Annotated in this window: 21 protein-coding genes; 17 read left to right on the top strand and 4 right to left on the bottom strand. The window is 71.5% G+C overall.

Features of this window, described 5'->3' with window-relative positions; genetic code table 11:
- The first annotated feature begins 3 nt into the window (after positions 1 to 3).
- The 4 genes from clpP to QN141_06000 all read left to right on the top strand — a co-directional run bounded on the left by clpP (position 4) and on the right by QN141_06000 (position 6,230).
- Positions 4 to 615 carry an ATP-dependent Clp endopeptidase proteolytic subunit ClpP gene (gene clpP, locus QN141_05985; protein ID MDR7558018.1) on the top strand — a complete coding sequence of 204 codons (612 nt, stop codon included), beginning with the start codon at positions 4 to 6 and terminating at the stop codon, positions 613 to 615.
- A gap of 7 nt (positions 616 to 622) precedes the next feature.
- Entirely contained in the window at positions 623 to 1,900 is a 1,278-nt protein-coding gene (gene clpX, locus QN141_05990; GenBank protein MDR7558019.1) for an ATP-dependent Clp protease ATP-binding subunit ClpX, read from the top strand.
- A 130-nt stretch (positions 1,901 to 2,030) separates the two neighbouring features.
- Positions 2,031 to 4,445, top strand: a complete 2,415-nt coding sequence (gene lon / locus QN141_05995; protein MDR7558020.1) for an endopeptidase La — start codon at positions 2,031 to 2,033, stop codon at positions 4,443 to 4,445.
- A gap of 63 nt (positions 4,446 to 4,508) precedes the next feature.
- Positions 4,509 to 6,230: an ATPase, T2SS/T4P/T4SS family gene (locus QN141_06000; GenBank protein ID MDR7558021.1), complete on the top strand. Its 1,722-nt coding sequence runs from the start codon at positions 4,509 to 4,511 to the stop codon at positions 6,228 to 6,230.
- Here QN141_06000 and QN141_06005 read toward each other — a convergent pair.
- Positions 6,212 to 6,919 (bottom strand): HEAT repeat domain-containing protein, encoded by a 708-nt coding sequence (locus tag QN141_06005; protein ID MDR7558022.1) that lies wholly within the window; start codon positions 6,917 to 6,919, stop codon positions 6,212 to 6,214. The genes QN141_06000 and QN141_06005 overlap by 19 nt on opposite strands.
- A gap of 352 nt (positions 6,920 to 7,271) precedes the next feature.
- Between QN141_06005 and QN141_06010 the strand changes: the two genes are divergently transcribed.
- From QN141_06010 to QN141_06025, 4 genes are read left to right on the top strand one after another with little or no spacing between them, the layout of a single operon-like run.
- Complete coding sequence (locus QN141_06010) at positions 7,272 to 9,965, top strand: valine--tRNA ligase (GenBank protein MDR7558023.1); 2,694 nt, start codon at positions 7,272 to 7,274, stop codon at positions 9,963 to 9,965.
- 20 nt (positions 9,966 to 9,985) lie between these two features.
- Positions 9,986 to 11,827, top strand: a complete 1,842-nt coding sequence (locus tag QN141_06015) for a HEAT repeat domain-containing protein (GenBank protein ID MDR7558024.1) — start codon at positions 9,986 to 9,988, stop codon at positions 11,825 to 11,827.
- Positions 11,824 to 12,939, top strand: a complete 1,116-nt coding sequence (locus QN141_06020; GenBank protein ID MDR7558025.1) for an HD domain-containing protein — start codon at positions 11,824 to 11,826, stop codon at positions 12,937 to 12,939. Before QN141_06015 ends, QN141_06020 begins: the two co-directional genes overlap by 4 nt.
- Positions 12,940 to 12,990: 51 nt before the next feature.
- Entirely contained in the window at positions 12,991 to 14,676 is a 1,686-nt protein-coding gene (locus QN141_06025; protein MDR7558026.1) for an ATPase, T2SS/T4P/T4SS family, read from the top strand.
- Here QN141_06025 and QN141_06030 read toward each other — a convergent pair.
- From QN141_06030 to QN141_06040, 3 genes are all read right to left on the bottom strand, one after another.
- On the bottom strand, positions 14,648 to 15,025 hold the full coding sequence (locus QN141_06030; GenBank protein MDR7558027.1) for a response regulator transcription factor: 378 nt from the start codon (positions 15,023 to 15,025) through the stop codon (positions 14,648 to 14,650). The two genes, QN141_06025 and QN141_06030, sit on opposite strands and share 29 nt — an antisense overlap.
- A gap of 106 nt (positions 15,026 to 15,131) precedes the next feature.
- Entirely contained in the window at positions 15,132 to 15,791 is a 660-nt protein-coding gene (locus QN141_06035) for a response regulator transcription factor (GenBank protein MDR7558028.1), read from the bottom strand.
- Positions 15,763 to 17,832, bottom strand: coding sequence for a GAF domain-containing sensor histidine kinase (locus QN141_06040; protein MDR7558029.1), 2,070 nt, complete (start codon positions 17,830 to 17,832; stop codon positions 15,763 to 15,765). Before QN141_06040 ends, QN141_06035 begins: the two co-directional genes overlap by 29 nt.
- A gap of 142 nt (positions 17,833 to 17,974) precedes the next feature.
- Here QN141_06040 and QN141_06045 point away from each other — a divergent pair, with 142 nt between their 5' ends.
- The 9 genes from QN141_06045 to pilO all read left to right on the top strand — a co-directional run bounded on the left by QN141_06045 (position 17,975) and on the right by pilO (position 26,188).
- Positions 17,975 to 19,189: a type II secretion system F family protein gene (locus tag QN141_06045; protein MDR7558030.1), complete on the top strand. Its 1,215-nt coding sequence runs from the start codon at positions 17,975 to 17,977 to the stop codon at positions 19,187 to 19,189.
- A 126-nt stretch (positions 19,190 to 19,315) separates the two neighbouring features.
- Positions 19,316 to 19,825: a prepilin-type N-terminal cleavage/methylation domain-containing protein gene (locus QN141_06050; protein MDR7558031.1), complete on the top strand. Its 510-nt coding sequence runs from the start codon at positions 19,316 to 19,318 to the stop codon at positions 19,823 to 19,825.
- Between the two features lie 53 nt (positions 19,826 to 19,878).
- The gene (locus QN141_06055) at positions 19,879 to 20,334 is read left to right on the top strand and encodes a GspH/FimT family protein (GenBank protein MDR7558032.1); all 456 of its coding nucleotides are present in this window, start codon (positions 19,879 to 19,881) and stop codon (positions 20,332 to 20,334) included.
- A complete protein-coding gene (locus QN141_06060) occupies positions 20,325 to 20,735 on the top strand; it encodes a prepilin-type N-terminal cleavage/methylation domain-containing protein (protein ID MDR7558033.1) in 411 nt (136 codons plus the stop codon). Before QN141_06055 ends, QN141_06060 begins: the two co-directional genes overlap by 10 nt.
- Entirely contained in the window at positions 20,735 to 21,871 is a 1,137-nt protein-coding gene (locus tag QN141_06065) for a prepilin-type N-terminal cleavage/methylation domain-containing protein (GenBank protein ID MDR7558034.1), read from the top strand. The genes QN141_06060 and QN141_06065 overlap by 1 nt, the downstream gene beginning before the upstream one ends.
- 2 nt (positions 21,872 to 21,873) lie before the next feature.
- Complete coding sequence (locus QN141_06070; GenBank protein MDR7558035.1) at positions 21,874 to 24,069, top strand: pilus assembly PilX N-terminal domain-containing protein; 2,196 nt, start codon at positions 21,874 to 21,876, stop codon at positions 24,067 to 24,069.
- Between the two features lie 45 nt (positions 24,070 to 24,114).
- Positions 24,115 to 25,092 (top strand): type IV pilus assembly protein PilM, encoded by a 978-nt coding sequence (gene pilM, locus QN141_06075; protein ID MDR7558036.1) that lies wholly within the window; start codon positions 24,115 to 24,117, stop codon positions 25,090 to 25,092.
- A 10-nt stretch (positions 25,093 to 25,102) separates the two neighbouring features.
- Positions 25,103 to 25,639 (top strand): PilN domain-containing protein, encoded by a 537-nt coding sequence (locus QN141_06080; GenBank protein ID MDR7558037.1) that lies wholly within the window; start codon positions 25,103 to 25,105, stop codon positions 25,637 to 25,639.
- Positions 25,640 to 26,188: a type 4a pilus biogenesis protein PilO gene (pilO, locus tag QN141_06085; protein ID MDR7558038.1), complete on the top strand. Its 549-nt coding sequence runs from the start codon at positions 25,640 to 25,642 to the stop codon at positions 26,186 to 26,188. It abuts the gene before it with no gap.
- Positions 26,189 to 26,198: the final 10 nt, after the last annotated feature.

Raw genomic sequence — 26,198 nt, forward strand, 5'->3', positions numbered from 1 at the left:
GCAATGACACTGATCCCGATGGTCGTGGAGCAGACGGCGCGCGGCGAGCGCGCCTACGACATCTATTCGCGGCTGCTCAAGGACCGCATCGTCTTTGTCGGCGGCCCGATCGACGACGACATGGCCAACCTGGTGATCGCCCAGCTCCTGTTCCTGGAAGGCGAGGACCCGGAGAAGGACATCAACCTCTACGTGAACAGCCCCGGCGGCAGTCTGACCCCGGCCCTGGCCATCTACGACACGATGCAGTACGTGCGGCCGGACGTGGCGACGATCTGCGTCGGGCTGGCCGCCTCCGGGGCGGCGGTGATCCTGGCCGGCGGGGCCAAGGGCAAGCGCGCCGCGCTGCCCTACTCCCAGATCCTCATCCACCAACCCTGGGGCGGGGCGCAGGGGACCACGGCGGACATCGACATCCAGGCCAAGCAGTTCCTGAAGATGCGCCAGCTGACCAACGAGATCCTGGCCAAGCACACCGGCCAGCCCATCGAGCGCATCGAGCGCGACACCGACCGCGACTTCTGGATGGACCCGAAAGCCGCCCTGGAGTACGGGCTGATCGACTACGTCCTGAAGCCGCGCGAGCGGATCCCCACCGCGGTGAAGGACCGCTAGGGATCCCATGTCCAGAGACCGCACCTTCCGGTTCGGGGACGGCGACAAGCTGAAGTGCTCCTTCTGCGGGAAGCCCCAGGAACAGGTGCGCAAGCTGGTGGCCGGTCCCGGCGTGTACATCTGCGACGAGTGCATCGAACTGTGCAACGAGATCATCGAGGAAGAGCTGTACGGGCCGACCGCGGAGGCCGGCCCGCGCAGCACCCCCAAGCCGCGGGAGATCTACGACACCCTCTGCCAGTACGTGGTGGGACAGGACCGGGCGAAGAAGGCTCTCTCCGTCGCCGTCTACAACCACTTCAAGCGCATCGGGAGCAAGCGCGCCAGCGACGTGGAGTTGCAGAAGTCCAACATCCTGCTCATCGGGCCCACGGGCTGCGGCAAGACCCTGCTGGCCCAGACCCTGGCCAGGATCCTGGATGTCCCCTTCGCCATCGCCGACGCCACCTCGCTCACCGAGGCCGGCTATGTCGGCGAGGACGTGGAGAACATCCTGCTGCGTCTGATCCAGGCCGCCGACTTCGACGTGAAGAAGGCGGAGCGGGGGATCATCTACATCGACGAGACGGACAAGATCGCCCGCAAGTCGGAAAACCCCTCGATCACCCGGGACGTCTCGGGGGAAGGGGTGCAGCAGGCCCTGCTCAAAATCCTGGAGGGCACCGTGGCCAATGTACCCCCGCAGGGCGGGCGCAAGCACCCCCACCAGGAGTTCATCCAGATCGACACGACGAACATCCTGTTCATCTGCGGCGGGGCGTTCGAGGGGTTGGACCGGATCATCGAGGCCCGCATCCGCCAGACGGCGATCGGTTTCGGCGCGGAGGTCCTGCCCAAGAGCAAAGCCTCGCTCAGCGAGACCCTCTCCCACGTCATGCCTCAGGACCTGCTGCGCTACGGCCTGATCCCGGAGTTCATCGGGCGCCTGCCCGTGATCGTGCCCCTCGATCCGCTGGATGAAGCGGACCTGGTGCGGATCCTGGTGGAACCGAAGAACGCCCTGGTCCGTCAGTACCAGAGGATCCTGGAGATGGACGGGGTGGAGCTGGTCTTCACCGACGAGGCCCTGCGGGCCATCGCCCGGGAGGCGATGGGACGCCACACCGGGGCCCGGGGGCTGCGCACGATCATCGAGGAGATCATGCTGAACATCATGTACGAGATCCCGTCGCGCCCGGATGTGAAGCGGTGCGTGATCACGGAAGACGCCGTGCGGCGCACCCACGAGCCGATCCTGCTGACCGGCGCCGATCTAAAGAAGCTGGCCAAGGAGAAGCCGGCCTAGGCGGAAGGGCGGGGGACGATCGGGGCGGGCATGATACAATACGGATGGCGGTGAGTCGTCCGGTGTGGAACCACCGGGTCGGGCGGAGGGGGGCCGAGCGTCCCCCTTCGTCATTCGAGGAGGGTGACTGGTGGCGGAACGGAGTGAACCGACGATCAAAGACATCCTGCCGCTGCTGCCGCTGAAGGGCACGGTGATCCTGCCGCATCAGATTGCGCCGCTGGGGGTGGGCCGGCAGAAGTCGCTGCGGGCCCTGGAGGCCGCGCTGGCCGGAGATCGCCTGATCATGCTGGCGGCCCAGAAGCAGGACGATCTGGAAGACCCCCACCCGGGCGACATCTACACCGCGGGGACGGTCTGCCGCATCCTGCAGGTCGGCAAGCAGCCGGACGGCGTCCTGCAGGTCATCGTGGAAGGCCTGGTTCGGGGGACCATCGAGCGCGTGGAGCGGGAGGAGCCCTACTTCGAGGTGAAGGTGCGCCCCCGGCCCGATCCGGCAGAGAAGACGCTGGAGATCGAGGCCCTGATGCGCGGCGTCCTCTCCCAGTTCGAGCGCTTCGCCCGCTACAGCCGGAGCATCGCCCCGGAGCAGTACGCCACGGTGATGCAGGCGGAGGAGCCGGGACCGTTGAGCGACCTGGTCGCCCAGCACCTGCCCCTGAAGGTCGAGGAGCGCCAGCAGCTCCTGGAGCTGGAGCCCAAGGACCGGCTGGATCTGCTCAGCCAGATCCTCACCCGCGAGGTGAACATCCTGGAGCTGGAGCGGAAGATCCAGACGCGCGTGCGCAAGCAGATGGAGAAGTCGCAGCGCGAGTACTTCCTCAAGGAGCAGATGAAGGCGATCCAGCAGGAGCTCGGCGAAAGCGACGAGCGCCAGAGCGAGGTCGCGGAGTACAGGAAGAAGATCGAGGCGGCGAACCTGCCCGACCACGTGCGGGAGAAGGCGCTGGAGGAGCTAAACCGCCTGGAGAAGATGCCGCCGATGGTGGCCGAGGCGGTGGTGGTCCGCACCTACCTGGACTGGATCCTGGCCGTGCCCTGGACCCTGCGCACCGAGGATCGCCTGGACATCGCCGAGGCCCGGCGCATCCTGGACGAGGACCACTACGGGCTGGAGAAACCCAAGGAGCGCGTCATCGAGTACCTGGCGGTGCGCAAGCTGGCGCCCCAGAGCAAGGGCCCGATCCTGTGCTTCATCGGCCCGCCGGGGGTGGGCAAGACCTCCATGGGCAAGTCCATCGCCCGGGCGCTGGGCCGCAAGTTCGTGCGGATCAGCCTGGGCGGGGTGCGCGACGAGGCGGAGATCCGGGGACACCGGCGCACCTATGTCGGCGCCCTGCCCGGCCGCATCGTCCAGGGCATGAAGACCGCCGGGACGAAGAACCCCGTCTTCATGCTGGACGAGATCGACAAGCTGGGGATGGACTGGCGCGGCGATCCGTCCTCCGCGCTGCTGGAGGCCCTGGACCCGGAGCAGAACAACGCCTTCAGCGACCACTACCTGGAGCTGCCCCTGGACCTCTCCGAGGTCATGTTCATCTGCACCGGCAACATCCTGGATACCGTGCCGCCCGCCCTGCGGGACCGCCTGGAGGTGATCCGCTTCTCCGGCTACATCGAGGAGGAGAAGATCAAGATCGCCCAGCAATTCCTCATCCCCAAGCAGCTCACCCAGAACGGGCTCCGGGCGGACCAGGTGGTCTTCACCGAGGAGGCGCTGAAGAAGGTCGTGCGCGAGTACACCCGGGAGGCCGGCGTGCGGAACCTGGAGCGCGAGATCGCCAGCGTCTTCCGCAAGATCGCCACGGAGGTGGCCACGGGGAAGGCCGCCAGCGTCCGGGTCACCCCCGGGACGCTGCCCAAGTTCCTCGGCCCCCCCAAGTACCGCTACGGGCTGGCCGAGCAGGCCGACGAGATCGGTACGGCCATGGGGCTGACGGTCAACGAGATGGGCGGCGACATCATCACCGTCGAAGCGACCCTGATGCGCGGCGAGGGCAAGCTGATGCTCACCGGGCAGCTGGGGGACGTGCTGAAGGAATCCGGCCAGGCCGCGGTCTCCTACGTCCGCTCCCGCGCCCGGCGGCTGGGCGCCGACGAGGAGTTCTACCAGAAATACGATGTGCACATCCACATCCCGGCCGGCGCCGTGCCGAAGGACGGCCCTTCCGCCGGGATCACCCTGGCCACGGCGCTGGCCTCGGTGGTCACCGGCCGGCCGGTCCGCCGCGATGTGGCCATGACCGGCGAGATCACCCTGCGCGGCAAGGTCCTGGCCATCGGCGGGGTCAAAGAGAAGGTCCTGGCCGCCCACCGCGCCGGGATCCGCACCGTGATCCTACCCAAGGAGAACGAGAAAGACCTGGTGGAGATCCCGGCCCACGTCCGCCGGAAGATGCGCTTCGTGCTGGTGGAGCACATGGACCAGGTCCTGGCGGAGGCCCTGCTGCCGGCCACGACCGTCCCGGCGCTGGCCGTGCCGCCGCCGGTGGAGCCGGGCACGATCCGGCCCGCCCCCCAGCCGAGCCAGCAGATGCTGTCGTAGCACGCCGTCCCCGGAGCGGTTGCCGGGAGGCCCGGCACCGGAGTTGCTCTGGATTCGGTGCCGATGGCCGCCCGCACCTTTGCGCCCAAGTCCAACAAGCGTCTGGGAGAGCTGCTGGTCGAATCCGGCGTGATCAGCGCCGCGCAGTTGGCCGACGCCCTGGCGGAGCAGCGGCGGACCGGGAAACGGCTGGCCCTGATCTTCATCGAACGAGGGCTGCTGGCCAAAGGGGAGGCCGGCCGGTGGCTGGCGCTCCAGCAGGGGTATGAGTATGTCAGTCTGACCGCCGAGCCCATCGACCTCCCCACGGCCCGGCTCCTGCCCGAGGCGTTCATCCGCCGGCTGATGGCCCTGCCGATCCGCCGCGAGGACGACGACCTCGTCGTGGCCATGGCCGACCCCTCCGACATCCTGGCCATCGACGAGATCTCGCGGACCACGGGGCTGCGGGTGCGCCCGGTGTTCACCACCGAGACGGACCTGGAGTGGGCGATCGGCCAGCTCTTCGATGTGGGCGGCAAGGTCAGCCAGGCCGCGGCCCTCCAGGACGCCATCGAGTTTGCCGACGCCGGCGGGGCCGAGAACGTTGAGGGCGAGGTCGTGGTCCTGGACGGCGAGGCCGCGCCGCCGGTCATCCAGATGGTGGACTCCATCCTGCAGGGGGCGATCAACGCCCGGGCCACCGACATCCACCTGGAACCCCACGCCCACCAGGCCCGGGTGCGCTACCGGATCGACGGGATGCTCTACGACAAGGCCGTCATCCCCCGCCTGATGTACGCGGCGGTGGTCAGCCGGATCAAGATCCTGGCCGCCCTGGACATCGCCGAGCACGCCAGGCCCCAGGACGGACGGATCACCATGCGCCTGCGCGCCCGCGAGTACGACGTCCGGGTCGGCATCACCCCCACGGCCTTCGGCGAGCGGGTGGTGTTGCGGCTGCTGGACAAGTCCAACGTCCTGGTCGGGCTGGACCGCCTGGGGATCCCGCCGGAGCAGGAGCTGATCATCGACACGCTGGTCCGCAGGCCCCACGGGATGATCCTGGTGACCGGGCCGACGGGCAGTGGGAAGACGACGACGCTGTACTCCTGCCTGCAGCGGGTGAACGACCCGACCCGCAACATCATGACCATCGAGGACCCGGTGGAGTACTACCTGGAAGGGATCTCGCAGATCCCCGTCCGCCCGAAGGCCGGCCTGACCTTCGCCACCGGGCTGCGCAGCATGCTCCGGCAGGACCCCAACATCATTATGGTGGGGGAGATCCGCGACGCGGAGACGGCGAAGATCGCTGTGCACGCCGCGCTCACGGGCCACCTGGTCTTCAGCACCCTGCACACCAACGACGCCGCGGGGGCGGTGGTCCGGCTGGTGGACATGGGCATCGAACCGTACTTCATTACCTCCTCGCTCATCGCGGCCATCGGGCAGCGGCTGATGCGCCGCCTCTGCCCGGCCTGCCGGCAACCCTATGTCCCCTCGCCGGACCTGGCCGCCGAGCTGGGACTCCCCGTCGATCGGCGCCCCACGCTCTATCGCGCCGTGGGCTGCCACGAATGCGATCACACCGGGTACCGGGGCCGGCTGTGCGTGATGGAGATCCTGCGGGTGAACGACGCCGTGCGGGACCTGGTCCTGGCCCGCCGCCCGGCCACCGCGCTGCGCGAAGCGGCGATCGCCGGCGGCATGACAACCATCGGCGCGGCGGCCACGGCCCGGGTGCTGGACGGCACGACCAGCGTGGACGAGCTCCGCCGCGTGATCTACCTGGAAGAGGCGTAGACCGCAGCCGACGGGTCCGTCTGAGCCAGGGCGCCGCGCGCCGCCTCCTGCAGCTTCCTCGCCGGCCCGAAGGCCCATCGCCGCCTGGCCACCTGTTCCAGGACCGGGCGGGCTTCCGCGGCGCCCATGCGGGTCAGGGCGGCAATCGCCGCCTCTTTCAGCGAGATCCCTTCCCGGGTGTAGTCCCGCGAGCGGACGACGGCCAGCAGCCAGGACGCGATCTCCGGATCGTAGGTCGAGCCCAGCCCGTCGATCAGATGGCGCCGGAGGCGGGCGTCCGGATCGGTCGCGAACCGGCGCAGCATCTCGCGGGACCGCCCCCCGGGGATCTTGCGCAGGGCGTCGAGCACCTCCCGACGCACCCGGTACTCGGGATGGCGCGCGAGGACCGCCAGAGGGGCGACCGCCTGCGGATGGCGCGTCTCCCCCAGGACGTAGGCCAGGTTGCGGGCCACGTACCACGAGGGATGGTCCAGATAGGGCCGCAACCGTCCGGGATCGTCGGCGGCGGCGTCGACGAGGGCGTCGCAAATGCGCCGGCGGCGCAGTGCCCCCGGCTCGTGGGCCAGCCGGCGGACGAGCGCCGCCACCGCCTCGTCGGCGGCGGCGCGGAGTCGGGCCAGGTCGTCGGGGCGGGGCCAGGGGGCCTGGAGGACGGCCTCGATGTCCGCGTCGAGCTCAGCAGGCATGCCATCGCCTATCCTGCCCGTCCGGGGCCTTTACCTGACCTCCGCGGTTGCTATAATGGCGCCAAAGGCGACGACGGAGAGGAGTAACCCGCGGCCGCCCCAAGAGAGGGAGGCAAAGGGTGCGAGCCTTCCGGGCCGGGGGCGGGTGAACGTCGCTCCTGAGTTCTGGGCCCGACCGCCGGCGTCCCAGCCTGGTGCAGGGCCCAGCGGGAATGCCCGATAGCGCGTGAAGGAGTGGCCGGCGGCCGCGGGATGCGCGGCCGGCGGAACACGGGTGGTACCACGGGCGATGACCGCCCGTCCCGTAGGGGACGGGCGGCAGTTTTTTCCTGGGGGTGGTGGTGACACGACCATGAAGACCGGGACGCTCCCCACGACGTACGATCCCCGGACCGTGGAGATGGCGCGCTACCAGCAGTGGCTGCGCGCCGGGTACTTCCGCGCCGTGGTCGACTTCGCCCGGCCCCGGGGATCGCCGCGCGGGCCGTACGTCATCATGCTGCCCCTGCCCAACGTCACGGGGGAGCTGCACATCGGCCACGCCTCGACCTTCTCCCTGCAGGATGTGCTCATCCGCTGGCGGCGGATGCAGGGCCGCAACGCCCTGTGGCAGCCCGGGACCGATCATGCCGGCATCGCCACCCAGAATGTCGTGGAGCGCGAGCTGGCCAAAGAGGGCCTGACCCTGGAGGGCCTGGGGCGGGAGGCCTTCATCCAGCGGGTCTGGGAGTGGAAGCGCCAGTACGGCGGGATCATCGACGAGCAGCTCAAGCGCATGGGCTTCTCCTGCGACTGGGACCGCTACGTCTTTACGCTCGACCCGCCGTACTACGACGCGGTGATGGAGGCCTTCCTCCGGCTCTACCGGCAGGGGCTGATCTACCGCGGGACGCGCATGGTGAACTGGTGTCCCCGGGACCAGAGCGCCATCTCCGATCTGGAAGTGGAGTACGTGGAGGTGGATGCGGAACTCTGGTACGTGCGGTACCCGGCGGCCGACGGCGGCCCCGGAGTGGTCATCGCCACGCAGCGTCCGGAGACGATCCTGGCGGACGTGGCCGTGGCCGTCCACCCCGAGGATCCCCGCCACCGGGCGCTCATCGGCACCGAGGTGATCGTGCCCATCGTCAACCGGCGCGTTCCCGTCATCGGCGACCGGCGCGTCGATCCCGCGTTCGGCACGGGCGCGTTGAAGATCACCCCCGGGCACGACCCGCTGGACCATGAGATCGGCGCCGAGCACGGTCTGCCCACCCTCGTCATCCTGGACCCCCGGGGGCGGATGACCGCGGAGGCCGGCCGGTATGCCGGGCTGGACCGGTTCGAGGCCCGCCGGGCGGTGGGGGAAGAGCTGCGCGCCCTGGGCCTCGTCGAAGGCGTGGAGTCCTACCGGACGAACATCGGCACCTGCGACCGCTGTCACGCCGTCATCGAGCCCTATATCAGCGAGCAGTGGTTCTGCGACGTCTCGTCGATGGCGGCGAGAGCGGCCGAGGCCATCCGCGCCGGCCGCGTCCGGTTCCACCACGAGCGGTGGGCGAAAACGGTGCTGCACTTTCTGGACCACATCCGGCCGTGGACGATCTCCCGTCAGCTGTGGTGGGGCCACCGCATCCCGGTGTGGCGGTGCGGGGCCTGCGGCGAACGCACCGCGGTCAAGGCGGCGCCGGAGCGCTGCCCGAACTGCGGCGGATCGTCGCTGACCCAGGACCCCGACGTCCTCGACACCTGGTTCAGTTCCGCGATCTGGCCCTTCGCCACCCTGGGCTGGCCCCGGGAGACCGACGACCTGCGCTACTTCTATCCCGGCGATGTCCTGGTGACGGCCAACGAGATCCTCTTCCTGTGGGTGGCCCGGATGATCATGATGGGGCTGCACTTCCTCGACGACGTGCCCTTCACCGACGTCTACGTCGCCCCTACGGTGATGACGCTGGAGGGGCGGCGCATGAGCAAGTCCCTGGGGACCGGGATCGACCCCCTGGAGATGGCCGACGGGCGCGGTTACGGCGCGGACGCCGTGCGCTTCGCGCTGGTCTCCCGTTGCTCCCAGGCCCAGCAGGACCTGCGGTTCAGCGAGAAGATGATCGCCGACGTGCGGAACTTTACCACCAAGATCTGGAACGCGACGCGCTTCGTCCTGATGAACCTGGACGGTTTCGACCACCGGGTCGCGCCCGCCCCCGCCGAGCTGACGCTGGCCGACCGCTGGATCCGCAGCCGCTTCACCCAGGTCTGCCGGCAGGTGACGGCGTTCCTGGAGGGCTACGAGTTCGACAAGGCGGCCCGGGCGCTGTACGAGTTCATCTGGGCGGAGTACTGCGACTGGTACCTGGAGATGGCCAAAGCCGACCTGGCGGCGGCCGCGCCCGGCTCGGCGAGGCGCCAGGCGAGCCAGCACACGCTGTGGTCGGTGCTGGCCCAGACCATGGCGCTCCTGCACCCGGTCATGCCGTTCCTCACGGAGGAGGTCTGGCAGCGGCTTCCCCACGACGGCGAGAGCCTGATGGTGGCGCCCTGGCCCTCTGCAGAAGAGGCCTGGCTCGACCCGGAGGCCGAGCGGCGCGTGGACCTCCTCATGCAGGCGGTGCGCGCCCAGCGGAGCCTGCGGGCGGAGTTGCAGGTGCCCCCGGCCGAGCGGACCCGGGTCTATGTGCGCTGTCGCGACGGGTTCGAAGGAACGCACTACGTGGCGCGCCTGGCCCAGACCGAAGATCCGCTCCTCCTCCCCTGGGAGGCTCCCGCGCCGCAGCCCGTCACGCCCGGCGGCCGGATCATCACGGAGATCGTCACCGCCGACCTCCACATGGGCACGGAGATCAGAGAGTCGATGGTCGCTCCCGCCCGCGAGCGGCTTCGACGCGCGCTGCAGGACCTGGAAGCCGAGGCCGTCCGGCTCACCCGGCGGCTGAACGATCCGGCCTTCCTTTCCCGGGCGCCGGCAGAGGTGGTGGAGCGCCAGCGGTCCCGGGCCGAGGAGCTCCAGGCGCGGCGGCGGCGCCTGGAGGAGATCGTGGCCGCACTGGGGGATGAGGGGAGGGGGTAGCGAACTCCTCCCCGGCGGGGATGATGGTCGGCGAGCGCCAGGCCGAAGGCGAGGACGCGGCGCGCTTCGAGGCGGCTAGGCGGGCCATCCGCGCCGTGGCCGCCGCGTATCGCACGCTGCGCCTCTATCCGCTCACCCACCGTCGGACGGCGGAGGCGCTGGAGGCGGCCCGGGCCGAGGTCGACGCCTGCACCGCGGTGTACGGAGCGGTCGGGGTCGCGCCCTCGGGACGGGGATTCCTCTTCGACTTTTCTCCGCAGCCGTATGAGGACGACGTAGTCGCCGACCTGGCGCGCGCCCTGCGGGCGCGCGGTGTGCCCGCGTTGCGCTTCTTCCCCGGCGTCACCACGGCCGAACTGGCCGAGGTTGTCGCCGCCCTGCACCTGCCCCTGCCCCAACTCGAACGGTCCGGCGGACTGCGGGCCTATCTCGGCGAGCGGGGCGTGCGCAGCCTGGTGGTGGAACCGGCCGGCCTGACGCCGGCCGGCGAAGCCGACCCCCTCCAGGCGCTGATCGATGCGCTGCTCGAGGCGGCCGCGGCCGCCGACCCGGGCGGGATCGCCGCCGTGCTGCGGCGGGCCGAAAGCGACGACGAGACCGTGCGCCTGTTGTTCCGGAGAGTGGACCGCAGGCTCATGGTGGAATCCCGGGCCCTGCGGCGCGCGGCGTGGCGGGCGATCGGGGAAAGTCTGACCCCGCCGCACGAAGCCTGGCAGGTACGGCTGGGCGAGACGGTCGTGCGCGCCGCGGACGAGCCGTGGGCGGCCGCCTTGATCGCCTCCTGGCCGCCGCTGGCAGCGCCGGCCACTCCCGCCCGTCAGGATGAAGGCGTCCGCAGCGAAGGTGGCCGCCCCCCATCGTCTCCTGCGGGGGCTGCCGCCGTGACGGCGCCGTCGCCATCAGAGCTGGCGGCCGCGGCGGCGGAATTCGCGGCGTGGGATGGGCGGCGGATCCGGGAACAGACGGTGCGGGCTCTGGGCGATCTGCTCCCCAGAGCCGACGGGGCAACGCTGCCGCCGGCGCTGGTCGATCTGGAAGCCGCGGTGGTGGAGATGGTCAGGGAAGGCGATACCGGCGGCATTCTCGCCGCGATCGACGCGCTGGCCGCGGCGGCCTCGCATCGCCAGGCCCCGGAGGAGCCCGTGCGCACCATGCTGATCCGCGTGCTGTCGCTGGGAGCCACGCTGCTGCTGGAACGGTCTGCCGACGAGCCTTCCCTGCTCTCCCGGCCGTTCCGCCAGGCGATGGCATCCGCGCCGGAGGAGACGGTGCGCGCGCTGCTGGAGCTCTCCGCCCAGGACCACCGCCTCCACATCCGCCGCCGGGCCGTCGACCTGCTGGCCGATCTCGCCGCCGGCCGGCCGGAGCTGCTCTCGCCACACGTGCTGGATCCCCGGTGGCACGTAGCCCGCAACGCGGTCACCGTGCTGGAGCGGGTCGGCGGCCGGACGGTGCCCGCCCTGCGTGCGGCGATGGGCCACGACGACGGGCATGTGCGGCGGGAGGCGTTGCGGGCGGCGGCGACGGCGGGCACTCCGGAAGCCGTGGAGGCGATCGCCGAAGCTCTCCGCCACCGCGACCCTGCGACGCGTCAGGCCGCGGCCCACTGGCTCGGCGTGACAGGCCGACCCGAGGCGGCGGCGGCGTTGACCGCGGTGCTGGAGGACGGGCCGCTGACCGAGCAGGTTGATCTCAAGCGCGAGGTGATCCGCGCGCTCGGCCGTATCGGCAGCCCGACCTGCGCCTCGGCACTGCGGCGCATCCTCGCCGCGACGGCGCCGCCGTGGCGGCGGCGCGTGCTCGAGGAGTTGAAGCAGGAAGCCCGGGCGGCGCTGGCCCGGATCGGGGGAGGGGCGGGGTGACCGCCGCGCTCGCCGCCGACCTGGCCGGCCTCCTCTATGCCGCCATCCAGCAGGTCCGGCACTACGGCCCGGAGCATCCCGCTGCGGAGGAGAGCATCCGCCGCTTCGAGACGGTCGTGGGGGAGGCGTTGCGGCAGGCGGCCTCGGTGCGCTGGGAGGTTTCCTCGGACTGGCTGGTGGTGCAGGGCGTCGTGCTGCGGGATGACGACCGCCATGCCCTCCCGCTGCGGGCCCATCTGACGGCGCGTCGGATCGCCCGGCTGGTGATCGGGCCTCAGGTGAGCGGCGACGGCCTGCGCCTCCTGCTCCGGCTCCTGGCGCGGGAACCGGAGGAGCTCATCGCGATCGGCGGGTTACCCCAGGCCCTGCGCGAGGCGGGTGTGGCGGGCGTGGAAACCGCGGGACCCGACGCCGGTCCCGGGGCGCCGCCTGATGTCTATCGGGAGGCGGTGCAGGTCGCCGTGGCCCTCACGGAAGCAGTGGAGGCGGGGAATCAGGTGGACATCGGGCGGGTGCGGCTCGCCGTGGAACCCCTGGCGGCAGAGGAGGGAGACCTCGCGCCCCTGTGGGCGCAGGTCGCCCAGCGGGATCATGATGAGCTCGACCCGCAGCATGCGGTGAACGCCGCCTTTCTGGCCGTCCACCTCGGCCGGGGGTTCGGGCTTCCGCGATCCGAGCAGATCGATCTGGGGGTGGCGGCGTTCGTGCACGACATCGGGATGGCGCGCCTGCCCTGGGCGATCCGGCTGGCCGAGCGCACGCTGCGCGTGTCGGAGCCGATTCCCGCCCACGCTGTGGAAGGCGCGATGCTGCTGCGTCGTCTGGGCGGGCGCGCCGGCCTGCCGATGCTGACGGCGTATGAGCACCACCGTGTCATCGCCGGCGACGCGGCCGGATGCTCGCCCCATGCTGCAGTGGTGGCCCTGGCCGATTATGTCGACGCGGCGACCTGCGGCCGGACGGCCGAGAGGCGTCGGTATTCCCTGGCCAAGGTACTGGAGGCGCTGGGCGCCGGGCGCCCCGGGGGCTTCACCCCCGTCCACGTGCGCGTCCTGGCCGTCCTCCTCGCCGGGGCGGAGGCCGCGGGCGCCGACTTCGGCGGAGCGGGCTAGGCCGAAGCGCCCATTGTCGGGGCAAAGCGGGCACACCTAAGATGGACTGACGTGAAGAGCCCGCGCAAACGCATCGGCGACATCCTGGTCGAGAGCGGCGTGATTACGCCGCAACAGCTGCAGGACGCCCTCCGCCGGCAGCAGGAGACCCGTGATCGTCTGGGGCGCATCCTGGTCGAGATGCGCGTCGCCACCGAGGCGCAGATCGCGCAGGCGCTGGCCCGCCAGCTCGGCCTGCCCCTGGTCAGCCTCACCGCCACCCGCGTCGATCCCGCGCTGCTGCGCCTGATTCCGGAATCGCTGGCCCGCAAACGGCGGGTCGTCCCGGTGGCGCTGGAGGGCGACAGCCTTGTGGTGGCCCTGGCCGACCCTCTCGACGTCTTTGCCCTGGACGACGTGGGGATCGCCGCGCGCCGGCCGGTGAAGGCTGTGGTCGCCCTGGAATCCGACATCGCTGCGGCGATCGATCGGTGGTACGGCATGGGCGCGGCGGCACAGGCCGCGCTGGACGGGGCGGCCGCGCCGGCGGAGGCCGAGCCCGCCGCGGACGAGGCGGAGGACGCCCCGATCGTCCGTCTGGTCAACATGCTCCTGACCCAGGCCGTAAAGGACCGCGCCAGCGACGTGCACATCGAGCCGGAGCCGGAAGAAGTGCGCGTGCGCTTCCGGGTGGACGGCGTCCTGCAGACGGTGATGAAGGTGCCCAAGGGCGTTCATCCGGCCCTGCTGTCCCGGCTGAAGGTGCTGGCCCGGCTGAACATCGCCGAGCGCCGCGCCCCGCAGGACGGCGCCTTCCAGTGGAGTGTTGACGGCCGGGAGATCGACGTACGCCTGGCCACGATCCCGACCGTGCTCGGCGAGCGGGCGTCGCTGCGGCTGCTGGACAAGAGCCGCGGGCTGCGGTCGCTGGCCGAGCTCGGGATGGACGAGGCGGTGCGCCGCCGCTACGAGGCGCTGGCCCGTCAGCCCTACGGGATCATCCTGGTCAGCGGGCCCACCGGCAGCGGCAAGACCACGACGCTGGTCAGCACCCTGGCCCTGATCAACGCCGCGGACAAGAACATCATTACCATCGAAGACCCCGTCGAGTACCAGCTGCCCGGGGTGAGCCACATCCAGGTCAATCCGCGGGCCGGGCTGACCTTCGCCACGGGACTGCGCTCCATCGTGCGGCACGACCCCGACGTGATCATGATCGGCGAGATCCGCGACGTGGAGACGGCGGACATCGCCATCCACGCCGCGCTCACCGGGCACCTGGTGCTGACCACCATCCACACCAACGACGCCGCCAGCGCCCTGGCCCGGCTGGTGGATATGGGCATCGAGACCTTTCTCATTGCCTCCGCGGTCAACGGCGTGGCCTCGCAACGCCTGGTGCGGACCCTGTGTCCCCACTGCCGGCGGCCGATAGACCCGCCGCCGGAGATCCTGGTGTGGCTGCGCTCCGCGCTGGGCGACGAGTTGCCGGCCCCGAGTTTTCACCAGGCCGCCGGCTGCGCGCGATGCCGGCAGACCGGTTACCAGGGGAGGACAGGGATCTTCGAGGTCCTGGTGATGACCGACGCGGTACGCAACCTGGTGCTGGCCCGTGCCTCCGCCGCCGATATCGCCGAGGCCGCCCGGGCGGAAAGGATGCGCTCCATGCGGGCCGACGGACTGCTCAAAGCGCTCCGGGGGATGACGACGGTGGAAGAAGTGCTGCGCGTCACGCGCGTGGAAGAACCGACGCTCTGATCGTCCCCACCAGATCCGCGGCGGGCCGGTCCTTGGTGAGCAGGCCGTGGATCCCGCCGCGGGCCACCTTCTCGGGGTCCAGCGCGCCCGGGAAGGCGGTGAGGATGAACACCTTCGCCGCGGGAAGGTCCCGCACGATGGCCCGTGCCGCGGAGAAGCCGTCCAGCCCCTCCATGCGGAAGTCCATAAGCACCACGTCGGGCCGCAGTTCCCTGGCCCGGGCGATGGCCTCGGCGCCGTCCGCCGCTTCGCCCACCACCTGGAAGTCCTGTTCACGCGCCAGCAGGCGCGCCAGATGCCGGCGGTAGGCGGAGTTGTCGTCCACGAGCAGGATGCGGATGGGGGTCACGTGGCCAGTCTAGCCTTCCCGCGCCCGGCGGCACAATAGTCCCCTGGTACCAGGGGACCGGCAGGGGATGAGACCGCCGCCGGAGGGATGACGGACCGGGGCCGGGTCACCCCTCCGGAGGGACGAGCCCGCTGCGCAGCGCGTACACCGCGGCCTGGGTCCGGCTGTTGACGTGGAGCTTGGCCATGATGTTGCTCAGGTGGTTCTTGACGGTGCGCTCGCTGATGGCCAGCCGCTGCGCGATCTCCTTGTTGGCCAGTCCGCCGGCGACATGCTGCAGGATCTCGACTTCCCGGGCGGTGAGGGGCGTCGTCACCAGCGCCAGATCCGGCCGGTCGGGCGAGCGGGCGAACTCCCGCATCACCTTGGCCGCCATAGTCGGCGCCAGCAGCCCCTCGCCGCCGTGGACCACGCGGATCGCCCGGAACAGCTCCTCCGCGGAGGCGTCCTTCAACAGGTAGCCCATCGCCCCGGCCTTGATCGCTTCGAAGAGGAACTCCTCGTCGGCGTGCACCGTCAGCATGATGATGCCGGTCCGCGGGCTGGTCGTCTTGATCACGCGCGCGGCGTCGATCCCGGACAGTTCCGGCATGGCGATGTCCAGCAGCACGATGTCCGGGGCCAGCTCTTCGACCAGGCGCACCGTCTCGCGGCCCGTGGCCGCTTCACCGACCACCTCAAGGTCCGGCGCGCCCTCCAGCAGGCGGCGGACGCCCCGGCGGAAGAGCTCGTGGTCATCAGCCAGCAGGACGCGGATTTTCGTCACGACCCCTCCCCAGCGGAATCCGAACGGTGACCTTCGTGCCGCCCCCGGGCCGGCTCTCCACCTGGAGGATCCCGCCCACCAGCGCGGCCCGCTCCTCCATCGAGGTGATCCCCAGGTGGCGCCCTCCGGGGGGGCGGGCCCGGAACGCGCCCAGGTCGAAGCCGACGCCGTTGTCCGCGATGCTGACGCTGGCGGCGTCCTCCGTCGCTTCGGCCGTGATGGTGACGGCGGTGGCCCGGGCGTGCGCCCGGACGTTGGTCAGGGCCTGCCGGGCGATGGCCAGCACGGCGTGGCGGACGGCCGACGGCAGAGGACCGTCCTGCCCCCGCGTGACGACCGTGGTGGGAATGCGGTGGCGCCGGCCGAAGTCGCGGCCCATGGCGTCCAGCGCGGCGAACAGCGACTCGTCGGTGCGCTCGGACCGGCGCAGCTCGGTCATGAATTCGCGCAGTTCGCCCATCGCCCGCTCCAGCACCGTCCGCAGCTCCCGCAGGTCGCCGCGGCCCTGGTCGGGTCCCGCCGCCGCGGACAGGTCGGTCTGGAGCAGCGCCTCGGCGACGGTCTGGGCCAGCCCGTCGTGGATCTCGCGCGCGATGCGCCGCCGTTCCTCGAGGACGCCGATGTCCGCGATCCGGTGAGCGAACCGGGCCGTATGCACCGCGGCGGCGACGTGGGAGGCGACGGCCTGCAGCAGCCCGGGGGCGACCGGATCGCCGGCGAAGCCGAGACCGAGCGCGCCCAGGGTCTGACCCTCCGCGCGCAGGGGAATGCAGGCTACGGTTCCGGGCGCGCCGCTGCCTGCGGACCCCTCGGGGATCACCCCGATCTCACCCCGCGTGCTCGCCGCCAGGAGGTGGGGCAGCAACCCCGCGGCGGTGGGGCCGTCGATCCCCCGCATGCCGACGAGGTCCACGGTGCCGGTGTCTTCGCGCTCCAGGGCCAGCACGGCGAAGCGCGCCGAGGCCAGGGAGCGGGCGACATCGAGCAGGGCCGGCCACAGCACCGCCGGGTCGCGCGCCAGGGCGCGGCTCACCTCGCCGAACCCGGCCGCAGCCTCGGCGAGGGCCGCCGCGCAGACCCGTTCCTGCTGGGCCCGCAGGAGGATGGCGCCGACGGGTTGCGCGGCCAGTTCCGCCGCCTGGAGGTCTTCCCGCGTAAACCGCGGCGCGGCGCGGCCGCGGTTCAGATTCAGCACACCGACCGGCCGGCCGAGGGCCGCCAGCGGCACGCAGAGCGCCGATCCGATCTCGTCCCGGGCGGGGCGCGGGGGAATCGGGGTCTCGGGGGTGAGCAGCGTCGCCTGACCGTCCTGCAGGATCCGTCCGGCCACCCCCTCCCCCAGGGCCGTGCGGACGCGGCGGTAGGTCTCGGGCAGGTGGTGGGCGGCGAGAATCTCCAGCTGGCCGGAGGGAGGATCGAACAGCATCAGCGAGCCGCCGTGCGCCCGGAAGTGATCGGCGAGCATCACCAGCGCCGCGGAGGCCGCACCCGCGGCGTTTGGGACGGCCCCCGCGATGCGGCGGAGTTCTTCGAGCAGGCGACCGAAACGGCGGCGGCGCATGCGGTCCTCCGCCCCCGCGCTGGAGGCGATCCCCGTGCACAGGCAGGCCAGGACCGTCAGGCCCCAGAGCACGTAGTTGCCGGGGGCGAACAGGGAGTGCGGAACGGCGGGCAGTTGAACCGCGCCGACGGCGGCACTGACCACAGCGGCCCCGCTCTGTCCGAGCAGCACGCCCGCCAGCGCCGCAACGGGGAAGGCCAGGAGGAGATACTCGCGGCCGTGGGCGGTGAGCACCATCCCGGTGGCGATGGCCACGGTGTCGAAGCCGATCCCGGCCCGCATCACCGCGTCGTCGGCTTCGGGATACCGCCAGGCGTACAGGGTGAGGGCGAGGGTATACAGGAAGATGGCGGCATACAGTCCGATGAGCGCGATACGGGGACCGGGGCTCGGCCGCAGCGCCTCCAGGGCGATCAATGAGGCCAGCACGAGCCAGCGCAGCGGAATGACGGCTTCGGTAAAGCCGGGCCGGACGCGCACAGGCTGCCCCCTTGTTGCCGACCCCCAGTGTTCGGCGCATCGGGTGGCAAAACCCTCCGCGCGGTAGGCCGTTCGGCCGATTGTCCCCGGTTCGCCCCTCTTCCTAGAATGACAGTGCCCGAAAGCCGGGGCAGAGGAGACGATGGCACGATTCACCTATCGGGCCTTTGACCAGGCCGGGCGGCTGGAGACCGGCGTCGTGGATGCGGAGACCGCCCGCCTGGCCGCCGCCTCGCTGCAGGCCCGCGGCTATCTGGTCAGCGCGCTGCAGGAGCAGGAGCAGCTGGAGAGCGCCTCGCGCCAGCTCGCGCGCCTCTTTCGGGTCAACCGGGGCGACCTGGTGCTCTTCACCCGGCAACTGGCCACGATGATTTCGGCCGGGCTGCCCATCGTCGGCGCCCTGCAGGTGCTGGAGCAGCACGCCAGCAACCGTCGGCTGCGCGGCATCATCAAGGCCGTGCGGCTGGGCATCGAGCGCGGGGGAAGCCTCTCCGCCGAGATCGCCCGCCACCCCGAGGCCTTCAATCCGTTCTTCGTGAACACCGTGCGCGCGGGGGAGGTGAGCGGAGTCCTCGACGCCGCCCTGGAGCGCCTGGCGGACTACATGGAGCGCGAACTGGATCTGATCCAGAAGGTGCGCACCGCGGCCACCTATCCGCTCCTCGTCCTGGGATTCACGGTGCTGGTGGCCGCCGGCGCCGTGATTTTCATCGTCCCCATGTTCACCCGGGTGTTCCAGTCCTTCCGCGTGCCCCTGCCCGTCGTGACGGTCGTCCTGCTCCAGGTCAGCCGGGCGCTGGCCGCCTCCTGGTGGGTCCTGCTCCTCCTCGCCGCCGCGGTTGCCGCCGCCGTGGCCGCGGTCCGCCGCTCCCCCTCCGGGCGGCGCGCCCTGGACGCGCTGTGGCTCCGGCTGCCCATCCTCGGGCCGGTGGTGCTGCGGCTGGCCCTCTCCCGCTTCGGCCGATCCATGGCCGTGGTGATTCGCAGCGGGGTCCCGCTGATGGAGGGGATCACCGCCGTGGCCGGCGCGCTCGGGAACCAGGTCGTGGGAAGCGCGGTGGAGATGGCGCGGGACCGGATGCGGGTGGGGGCCTCCATGGCGGAGGCGTTGGCCGCCAGCCCCGTCATCCCGCCCATGGTCGTGCAGATGGTGCGCGTCGGTGAGGAGTCCGGGGCGATGGAAGAGGTGTTGAACAAGGTCGCGGACTACTACGAGCGCGAGGTGGACAACACGGTGAAGCGGTTCGCGGCCGTGGTCGAGCCCGCCTTGATTTTCGCCGTCGGCGCCGTGGTCTTCGTGGTTGCCCTCGCCGTCCTGCTCCCGATCTGGAGTCTGATCGGCAACATCCGCCGCTAGGCCTTTCGTCCCATCCCCGGTCCGACCTTCCCATTGTGGCCGGCCCTCCGCCTCTGGCACGATCTCTGCTGTGACGCCTACGAGGGGGCGTGAGGAGATCTCAGTGGAAACGAGGGAGGACGTCCGATGAGGCATCTGAGGAGACAGTTGTGGAAGGCGCGGACGGCCGCCGCCGGCTTCACGCTGATCGAGATCGCCGTGGTGATCGCGATCATCGGGCTGCTGGTGGCGATCGCTCTGCCCAGCTTCCTGGGCGCCCGGCAGAAGGCGTACAGCGCCGAGGTCCGGCAGATCGCCAGCGAGTGGAAGGCGCTGGACTTCTCGTGCCTGGTCGAGAAGAACTTCAACACCAGCCGGTGCGACACCGCCGCCGAGATGGGCTGGACGCCGCCGCCGAACAGCGCGGTCTGGAACTTTTCGGGGTACGCCATCGAGTGTCTGACCGCGGCCAACGCCGACGCCGCCCTGATCGGTACGGCCGCGACCTGCACCGTCGGGGCCCCGGCGGCCACGGAGTGGATGCGGCTGTCCGTCCCGGGTGTGGCCGGCGGCGACATGAACGGGAAGACCTACCGCATGGTGGTGGGCGCGGGAGCCAGCGTCCGAGGGCTGGTCGGCGATCTGATCACCCCCTAACGGAGGCTGTGTCGTCCGGGAGGCGGGTCCACCGCCTCCCGGACGCTCCGATCATGCGGCGCCTGGACGCCCGAGGCCTGGGGATGCTGGAACTGCTGCTGGCCCTTGCCCTGGGCGCGGCGGTCGTGGTCCTCGTGCTGCCGTCCTTCGCCCGGTACCAGCAGGTGCGGGACCTGCGCCACGCCGCCCGCCAGCTCCTCGCGGACGTCAGGCTGGCCCAGCAGCACGCCCAGACCCTGGACGCCAACGTCCGGCTGGTGTATGCTCCCGGGCCGCCGTCCCGCTACACGCTGGAGAAGGCGGACGGCAGCCCCCTGAAGCAGACCGAGGTTCCCGCGACCGTCACGGTGAGCGGTTCCTACATCGCGACCCCCCTCGAGTTCCGTCCCTCGGGGGCGCCGGCGGCCGCGGGAGAGTTCTGCCTCACCGAGGGAACCCAGATCCTCCGTCTGGACGTCGCCGCGGGCACGGGACGGGCACAGCTGAGCGAGGTGACGTCGTGTCCGTGAGGCACGGGGAGGTCGAGGACGCCCGCGGGCTCACCCTGATCGAGGTCGTCGTGGCCACGGCCGTCTTCGGCCTCGTGGTCTTCGTCCTGACGGGATTCTACTTCACGGCGTCCTCCCACGGGCTGCTCGGGCGCAGCGTGACCACCGGCACCCTGCTGGCCCAGCAGCGGCTGGAGTGGCTCACAGGTCGCGGCGTCGCCGGTCTGGTCGCGGGAACGACCACCGAGACGGTGGATGAACTCGGCAGGCCCGATCCCGCGGGACGCTATACCCGGACGACCACGATCACGCGGCCGGTCCTGGGATCCTCCCGCCTGAGCCAGGTGGCCGTCACGGTGACCTGGCTGGAGGGGACGGTGACGCGGACGGTCACGCTGACCACGCTGGTGGGGGACTACTGATGGACGGGATGGCGGGGCGGCGGGCCGAGGCCGGTCTGACGCTGGTGGAGATGGTGGTCTCCCTGGCGCTGATGAGCCTGGTCGTCCTCACCTTCTACGGCCTGATCGCGGTGGCCGTCCGGGGGTGGGGCGCGCTGGAGGGGCAGATGGAGGTGCAGCAGCAGCCGCGCGTGGCGCTGACCCGGATCGCCAACGAGGTGCGCCAGGCGCGCTTCGCCGTCGTCGGCAACAGCGGCAGCGACCTGGGTCTGGCCAAGGTGACCGTCCTGACGCAGGACGCCGCCGCCGGAGCGACCGCCATCGCCGTGGAGGATCCGTCCCCGCTGTCGGCGGGGATGCCGCTGGTCATCGTCAGTGTGGACCGCCTGGAACGCGGGACCGTCGCCGCGATCGCCGGCAGCACCGTCACCCTGTCGACCCCGCTGGCCCGCACCCACCGCCGGGGGGAAGCGGTGTACCGGGCCGCGACCGCGTTGAGCGCCGACGCCTCCGCCGGCGCGGCGAGCTTCGCCGTGGACGATGCGACCGTCGTCCGCTCCGGAGACCTGATCGCCGTGGGCGACGAAGGACCCCTGGTGGTCAGTGCGGTCGTCGGCAACCTGGTGACGGTGGCGGCGCCCCTCGCGCAGTCCCACCTCGCCGGGGAGGCGGTCCAGCCCCTGACCGTGATGTTCCGCTGCGAGGGCGGCTGCGCCGACCCCGGCGTGCAGGTCACCCGCTGCACGGCGGGGTGCAGTGCGACCGCCAACCGCGCGCCGCTGGCGGACGGCCTCGCCGCGCCCGTCGGGCGGACGATGTTCGCCGCAACGACGAGCGCCCTTGCCGTCGCGGCCTCCGCCGGCTCGACCCAGATCTGCCCGGCCACCGTCACGGGGTTCGCCGTCGGCGACCGGATTCAGATCGGCAGCGACGCCCAGCAATCCTCGGAGGTCCTGCGGCCCGAGCGGCGGACCGTGGCCTCCATCACCGGGGGCTGCCTCGTGCTCGACCGGGGACTGACGCGCGGGTACCCTGCGGGCACCGCCGTCCGGGTGCCCGCCGTCGAGCTCGCCGTGCGGGCCACGCTGGTCAACGACGCCGCGGGAGGGCAGGTGCAGGAGGTCGTGGTGGCGACCCGGGCGGGGCTGAGGAACTAGCGATGTCCACGCGGCACATCCCCGGGCGGGATCCCCGCGCGGCGCGTCGCGCCGGCGAGGCGGGGGCGGCCCTGGTCACCGTCCTCATCCTGGTGGCCGTCCTCACGGTCATCGGCCTGGCCATGGTGGACCTGGTCCTGACCGAGATCGGTATCGCCTACACCGGCGAGGACGCCGTGGCCGCGCAGTACATCGCGGAAGGCGGGCTGGCCCGCGCCCTCCACGAGCTGGACCAGGATGCCGGCTGGACGGGCGTCACCGACGCGCTCGGCGACGGCCAGTACCAGGTGACGGTGACCTCCTCCGGTCTCCTGCGCGCCATCGAGTCGGTGGGGACGCGCAACGGCGCGCGGCAGGTGGTCGGCGCCGCGGTGAAGGTCGTGCCGCGCTTCCTGCTCGACGGCATCGTCGGCAACACCACCGTGACGCTGGGAGGCGCCGCGCCGGGGGTGACCGTAGAGAACGCCTTCCCCGGCGACGCCGCCGCGGCCGTGCACGCCAACAACCGCCTGGGCGCGCCCGCGGCGATCACCGTCAACTCCGCCGGGGCGGTCGTGGTCGGGGCGGTGACGGCGAACGGGTCCATCACCGGGATCAGTTGCGGTACCTGGCCGTGGCCCTGCGATCCGGCGGCGCCGGTCGGTCGGTTCCCGCGGCTGGACATGGACAGCGGGGATCCCAACAGCTACCGCAGTCGCGCCATCGCCACCATCGACCCGGCCGACGGGTTGAACCTCTACTTCCGGGGCGGGGCGGCGAACAGCCGCTGCTCCGCCCCGGGCTGGAACTTCAACGCGCGGGAGACCCAGCGCTGCTGGGACCGCTACGTGAGCAGTCGGGGCGGGACACTCGGCGCGGGGATGAGCAGCCCGGTGTACTACGTGGAGTTCAACCCCGGCGAGCGGACGCAGTACACGATCTCGACCCAGACCATCGCCCACCGCAGCTCACTGGGAGCCAACAACGGCGGCGGATCGACCACCCTGACGATCGCCCGCCCGGCGGGGCTGGCCGCCGACGATGTGATGATCGCGGCCATCGCCGTGGTCGGGGGCTCGACGACCGGGATCACGCCGCCGGCCGGATGGACGCTCGTCCCGGGAGGCGCGAACCCGATCGACAACGGGACGACGCTCCGGCTCGCCGTCTACTACAAGGTCGCCGGCACCGCCGAGCCGGCGAACTACACCTGGACGTTCAGCGCGTCGCGGAAGGCCTCGGGCGGCATCCAGGCCTACCGGAATGTCGACCCCGCGGCGCCGATCGACGTGGCGCTGGGCCAGGCCACGCCCAGCGGGACGACGCACTCCACGCCGGCGGTGACCACCAGCGTGGACGGGACGATGCTGGTGGCCTCCTTCGCCGCCGCGGCAGGGGGCACGTGGACGCCCCAGACCCCGGGGCTCGTCGAGCGCTACGACGCGCGCTCCACGGGAGGGGCCCAGAGCACGCGGACCTCCTCCGAAGGGACGGAGCAGCTGCAGGCCGCGGCCGGTCCAACGGGGGTGAAGTCCTCCCGCACGACCGTGGCCGCGGTGGGGGCGACGCACATCCTCGCCCTCGCTCCCCGGCGGGTGACCGTGGACTGCGTCGGTCTGGCCGCTTCGGCACTCGAGACCCTGTGCCTGCGTTCCCGACCGGCCACCGACAGCAACGGCAACATCGTCTATCCGCTGAGCGCACCCGCTCAGGTCACCGGCCTGATCGGCGTATTCCGCCGGGACGCCGGGACCGTCCAGGGGGACATCTTCGTCGAGAACGTCTCCCTGCGCACGGCGGACTACCGGCAGCAGAGCCCGGCCGGCGATCCGGCCCTGGTCGCCGCGGGGGCCGTGCGCCTCACCTCAACAGGTGCTTCCGCGGCGGCCCGCACCGTCGAGATCCGCGGCATCGTCTACACCTTCGCCGGGGTGGATAATCCCGGCGGCGGCTGCGTCCCGCCCTCGCCCTGCGGCGACGACCTGCAGGGATCGGGCGGGACGGGCCTCGACATCCAGCACGACGCGGATCGCGTTACCGTGGTGCTGCGGGGGGTGGTGATGTCCAACGGTGCCATCCTGCTCCGCGACGGCGTCTCGAACGCGGGAGCCGTCGCCGTGCGCCACGACGGCGCGGTGATCGAGGCCCTGCCCACCGCGTTCATGCCGCTGTCCACGGGCAACGTCCTGCTGGCGGTCTCCTGGTCGTCGAAGGACTAGGCTGCGGGGAGTTTCTGCGGCGGGCACGAAGTAGGAAGACCGGTCATGGCGTCGTGGCAGGATCTCCTTCGGATCGGCGCGGTCGCCCTCGGGGTGGACATGGGGACACACGCCATGAAGGTCGCCGAGTTGCGCCGCACCGGTCGCGGGATCGAGCTCACGCACTACGGCATCGCCCCCACGCCGCCGGGCGCCGTGGCCAACGGGATGATCCTGGACCGGCCCGCCGCCTCCGGGGCGCTGCGCATGCTGCTGCGCGCATCAGGCATCCGCGGGCGGCGGGCCGTGATCTCCGTCACGGGCCAGAACGTCCTGGCCCGGATCCTGCGCCTGCCGCCCATCCCCGCCGATGAGGTCAAGCAGGCCATCCGCTGGGAAGCCGAGCGCCACCTGCCCTTTCCCGTGGAGGAGGCGGTGCTGGATGCGCAGGTCGTCGGCGAGGTGACCGACGACGGGCAACGGCAACTCGAGGTCCTGCTGGCCGCCGCACCGGAGACGGTAGCCCTGACCTGCATCGAGACCGTGGAGGAAGCGGGATTGCAGGTCGAGGCGGTCGAACTCTCCGCGCTGGCGATGGTTCGCGCGCTCAGCCGGCGAGAGCATCCCGGCGTCGTGGCCATGGTCAACCTGGGCGCCTCCACCACCGAGGTGGCGGTGGTGCGGGGCGGGGTGCCGCAGTTTACACGGACGATCGCCGAAGGGGTGGAGGGGCTGGCCGAGGGCGGCGAGACCGCCATCATCGAGGGGAGGCTGGACGCGGTTGTCAGTCAACTCCGGCGGTCCTTCGACTTCTACCGCGTGCAGTACGGGCGGGCGCAGATCGATCAGATCCTGCTGTGCGGAGGCGGCGCCCGCGCCGACGGGGTGGACCGGCACCTGGCCCTGGAGATGGAGATCCCCGTCGCCGTCGGGACGCCGCTTGAGGAGGTGCACCCGGGATCGCACCTGGACAGCGACACGGTCCGCCGGCTGGCTCCGCAGCTGGTGACGGCCATCGGATTGGCGCTGAGAACGCACACGTGAGGGCGTGTCGATGAGAATCGAACTTACTCTGATGCCTCCCGCCGTCCTGCAGCGGCGTGAGCGCACCGCCCGGCGGCGTGTCCTGCTGGGCGTCCCGCTGGCCGCCGCCGTCGTGGTGGCCGTCACCTACGGCCTCCTCGCCCAGCAGGCCATGCAGGCCCGGGCCGTATCCAGGGAGACCGAGGAGTTCCTGAAGACACTGCGTCCGGTGGCGGTGCGGCTGGCGCAGCTGCAGGCGGAGACCGAGGCTCTGGAGGCGCGCCGGGCGCGGGTCCGTGCCCTGGTCGGGCGGCCGGGTCTTCTGTCCTCGCTGCTGGAGGACCTCGGCCGCCTCATCCCGCGCAACGCCTGGCTGCAGTCCGTGGTGGTCGAGGGGACCACGGTGACGATCGTCGGCAGCGCCACGGATCTCTCCGCGGTCGGGCTCTTTGCCGCGACCCTCCCCCGCTCGCGGGTGCTCGCCGACGTCCAGATCCGATCCGTCCGGCAGACCCAGATCGGCACCCGGACGGTGACGCAGTTCCAGCTGGCGGCGAGGCTTCGCTAGATGCCGGCCCTGAAGCGGCGCGAGCAACGGGTGGTGGGCGCCGGGGCTGTGCTGCTGGCCGCGGCCGCCGTGACCTTCGTGATCCTCCTCCCGGCAACGGACCAGGTCCGCCTGGCCCGCCGGGAGGCCGCCGGCAAGCAGGCCGAGCTGCGGCGGCTGGGGGCCCTGGTTGACCGACGGGCGGAGATCGAGCGGCGCCACCGGCTGGCGCAGACCGAGGCCCGGGTCCTGGAGGCGATGCTTCCCCGCGATCCGGCGCTCCCCGCCCTGCTGGGGCTGCTGGGCCGGGCCATCAGCGACAGCCGGGTGGAGCTTCAGCAGATCTCCTTCGCCCCGGCGGCGTCCACCTCCGGCGGGGAGGCGCTGCCCGCGGGTGTGGCCGCCGTGCCGATGCAGGTGGTGGTGAGCGGGGAGTACTCGCGGCTCCGGGCCTTCGTCGCCGCCCTGGAGCGTATGCCGCGCGCGGTGACCGTCGACCGATTCGCCGTCACCGGGGCGGACCGGGGTGTGACGATCGATCTCACCCTGCGGGCCTTCTACGCCCCCTGACCGGCGGGCT

This window comes from Armatimonadota bacterium (assembly GCA_031459765.1).
GTDB lineage: Bacteria > Sysuimicrobiota > Sysuimicrobiia > Sysuimicrobiales > Kaftiobacteriaceae > Kaftiobacterium > Kaftiobacterium secundum.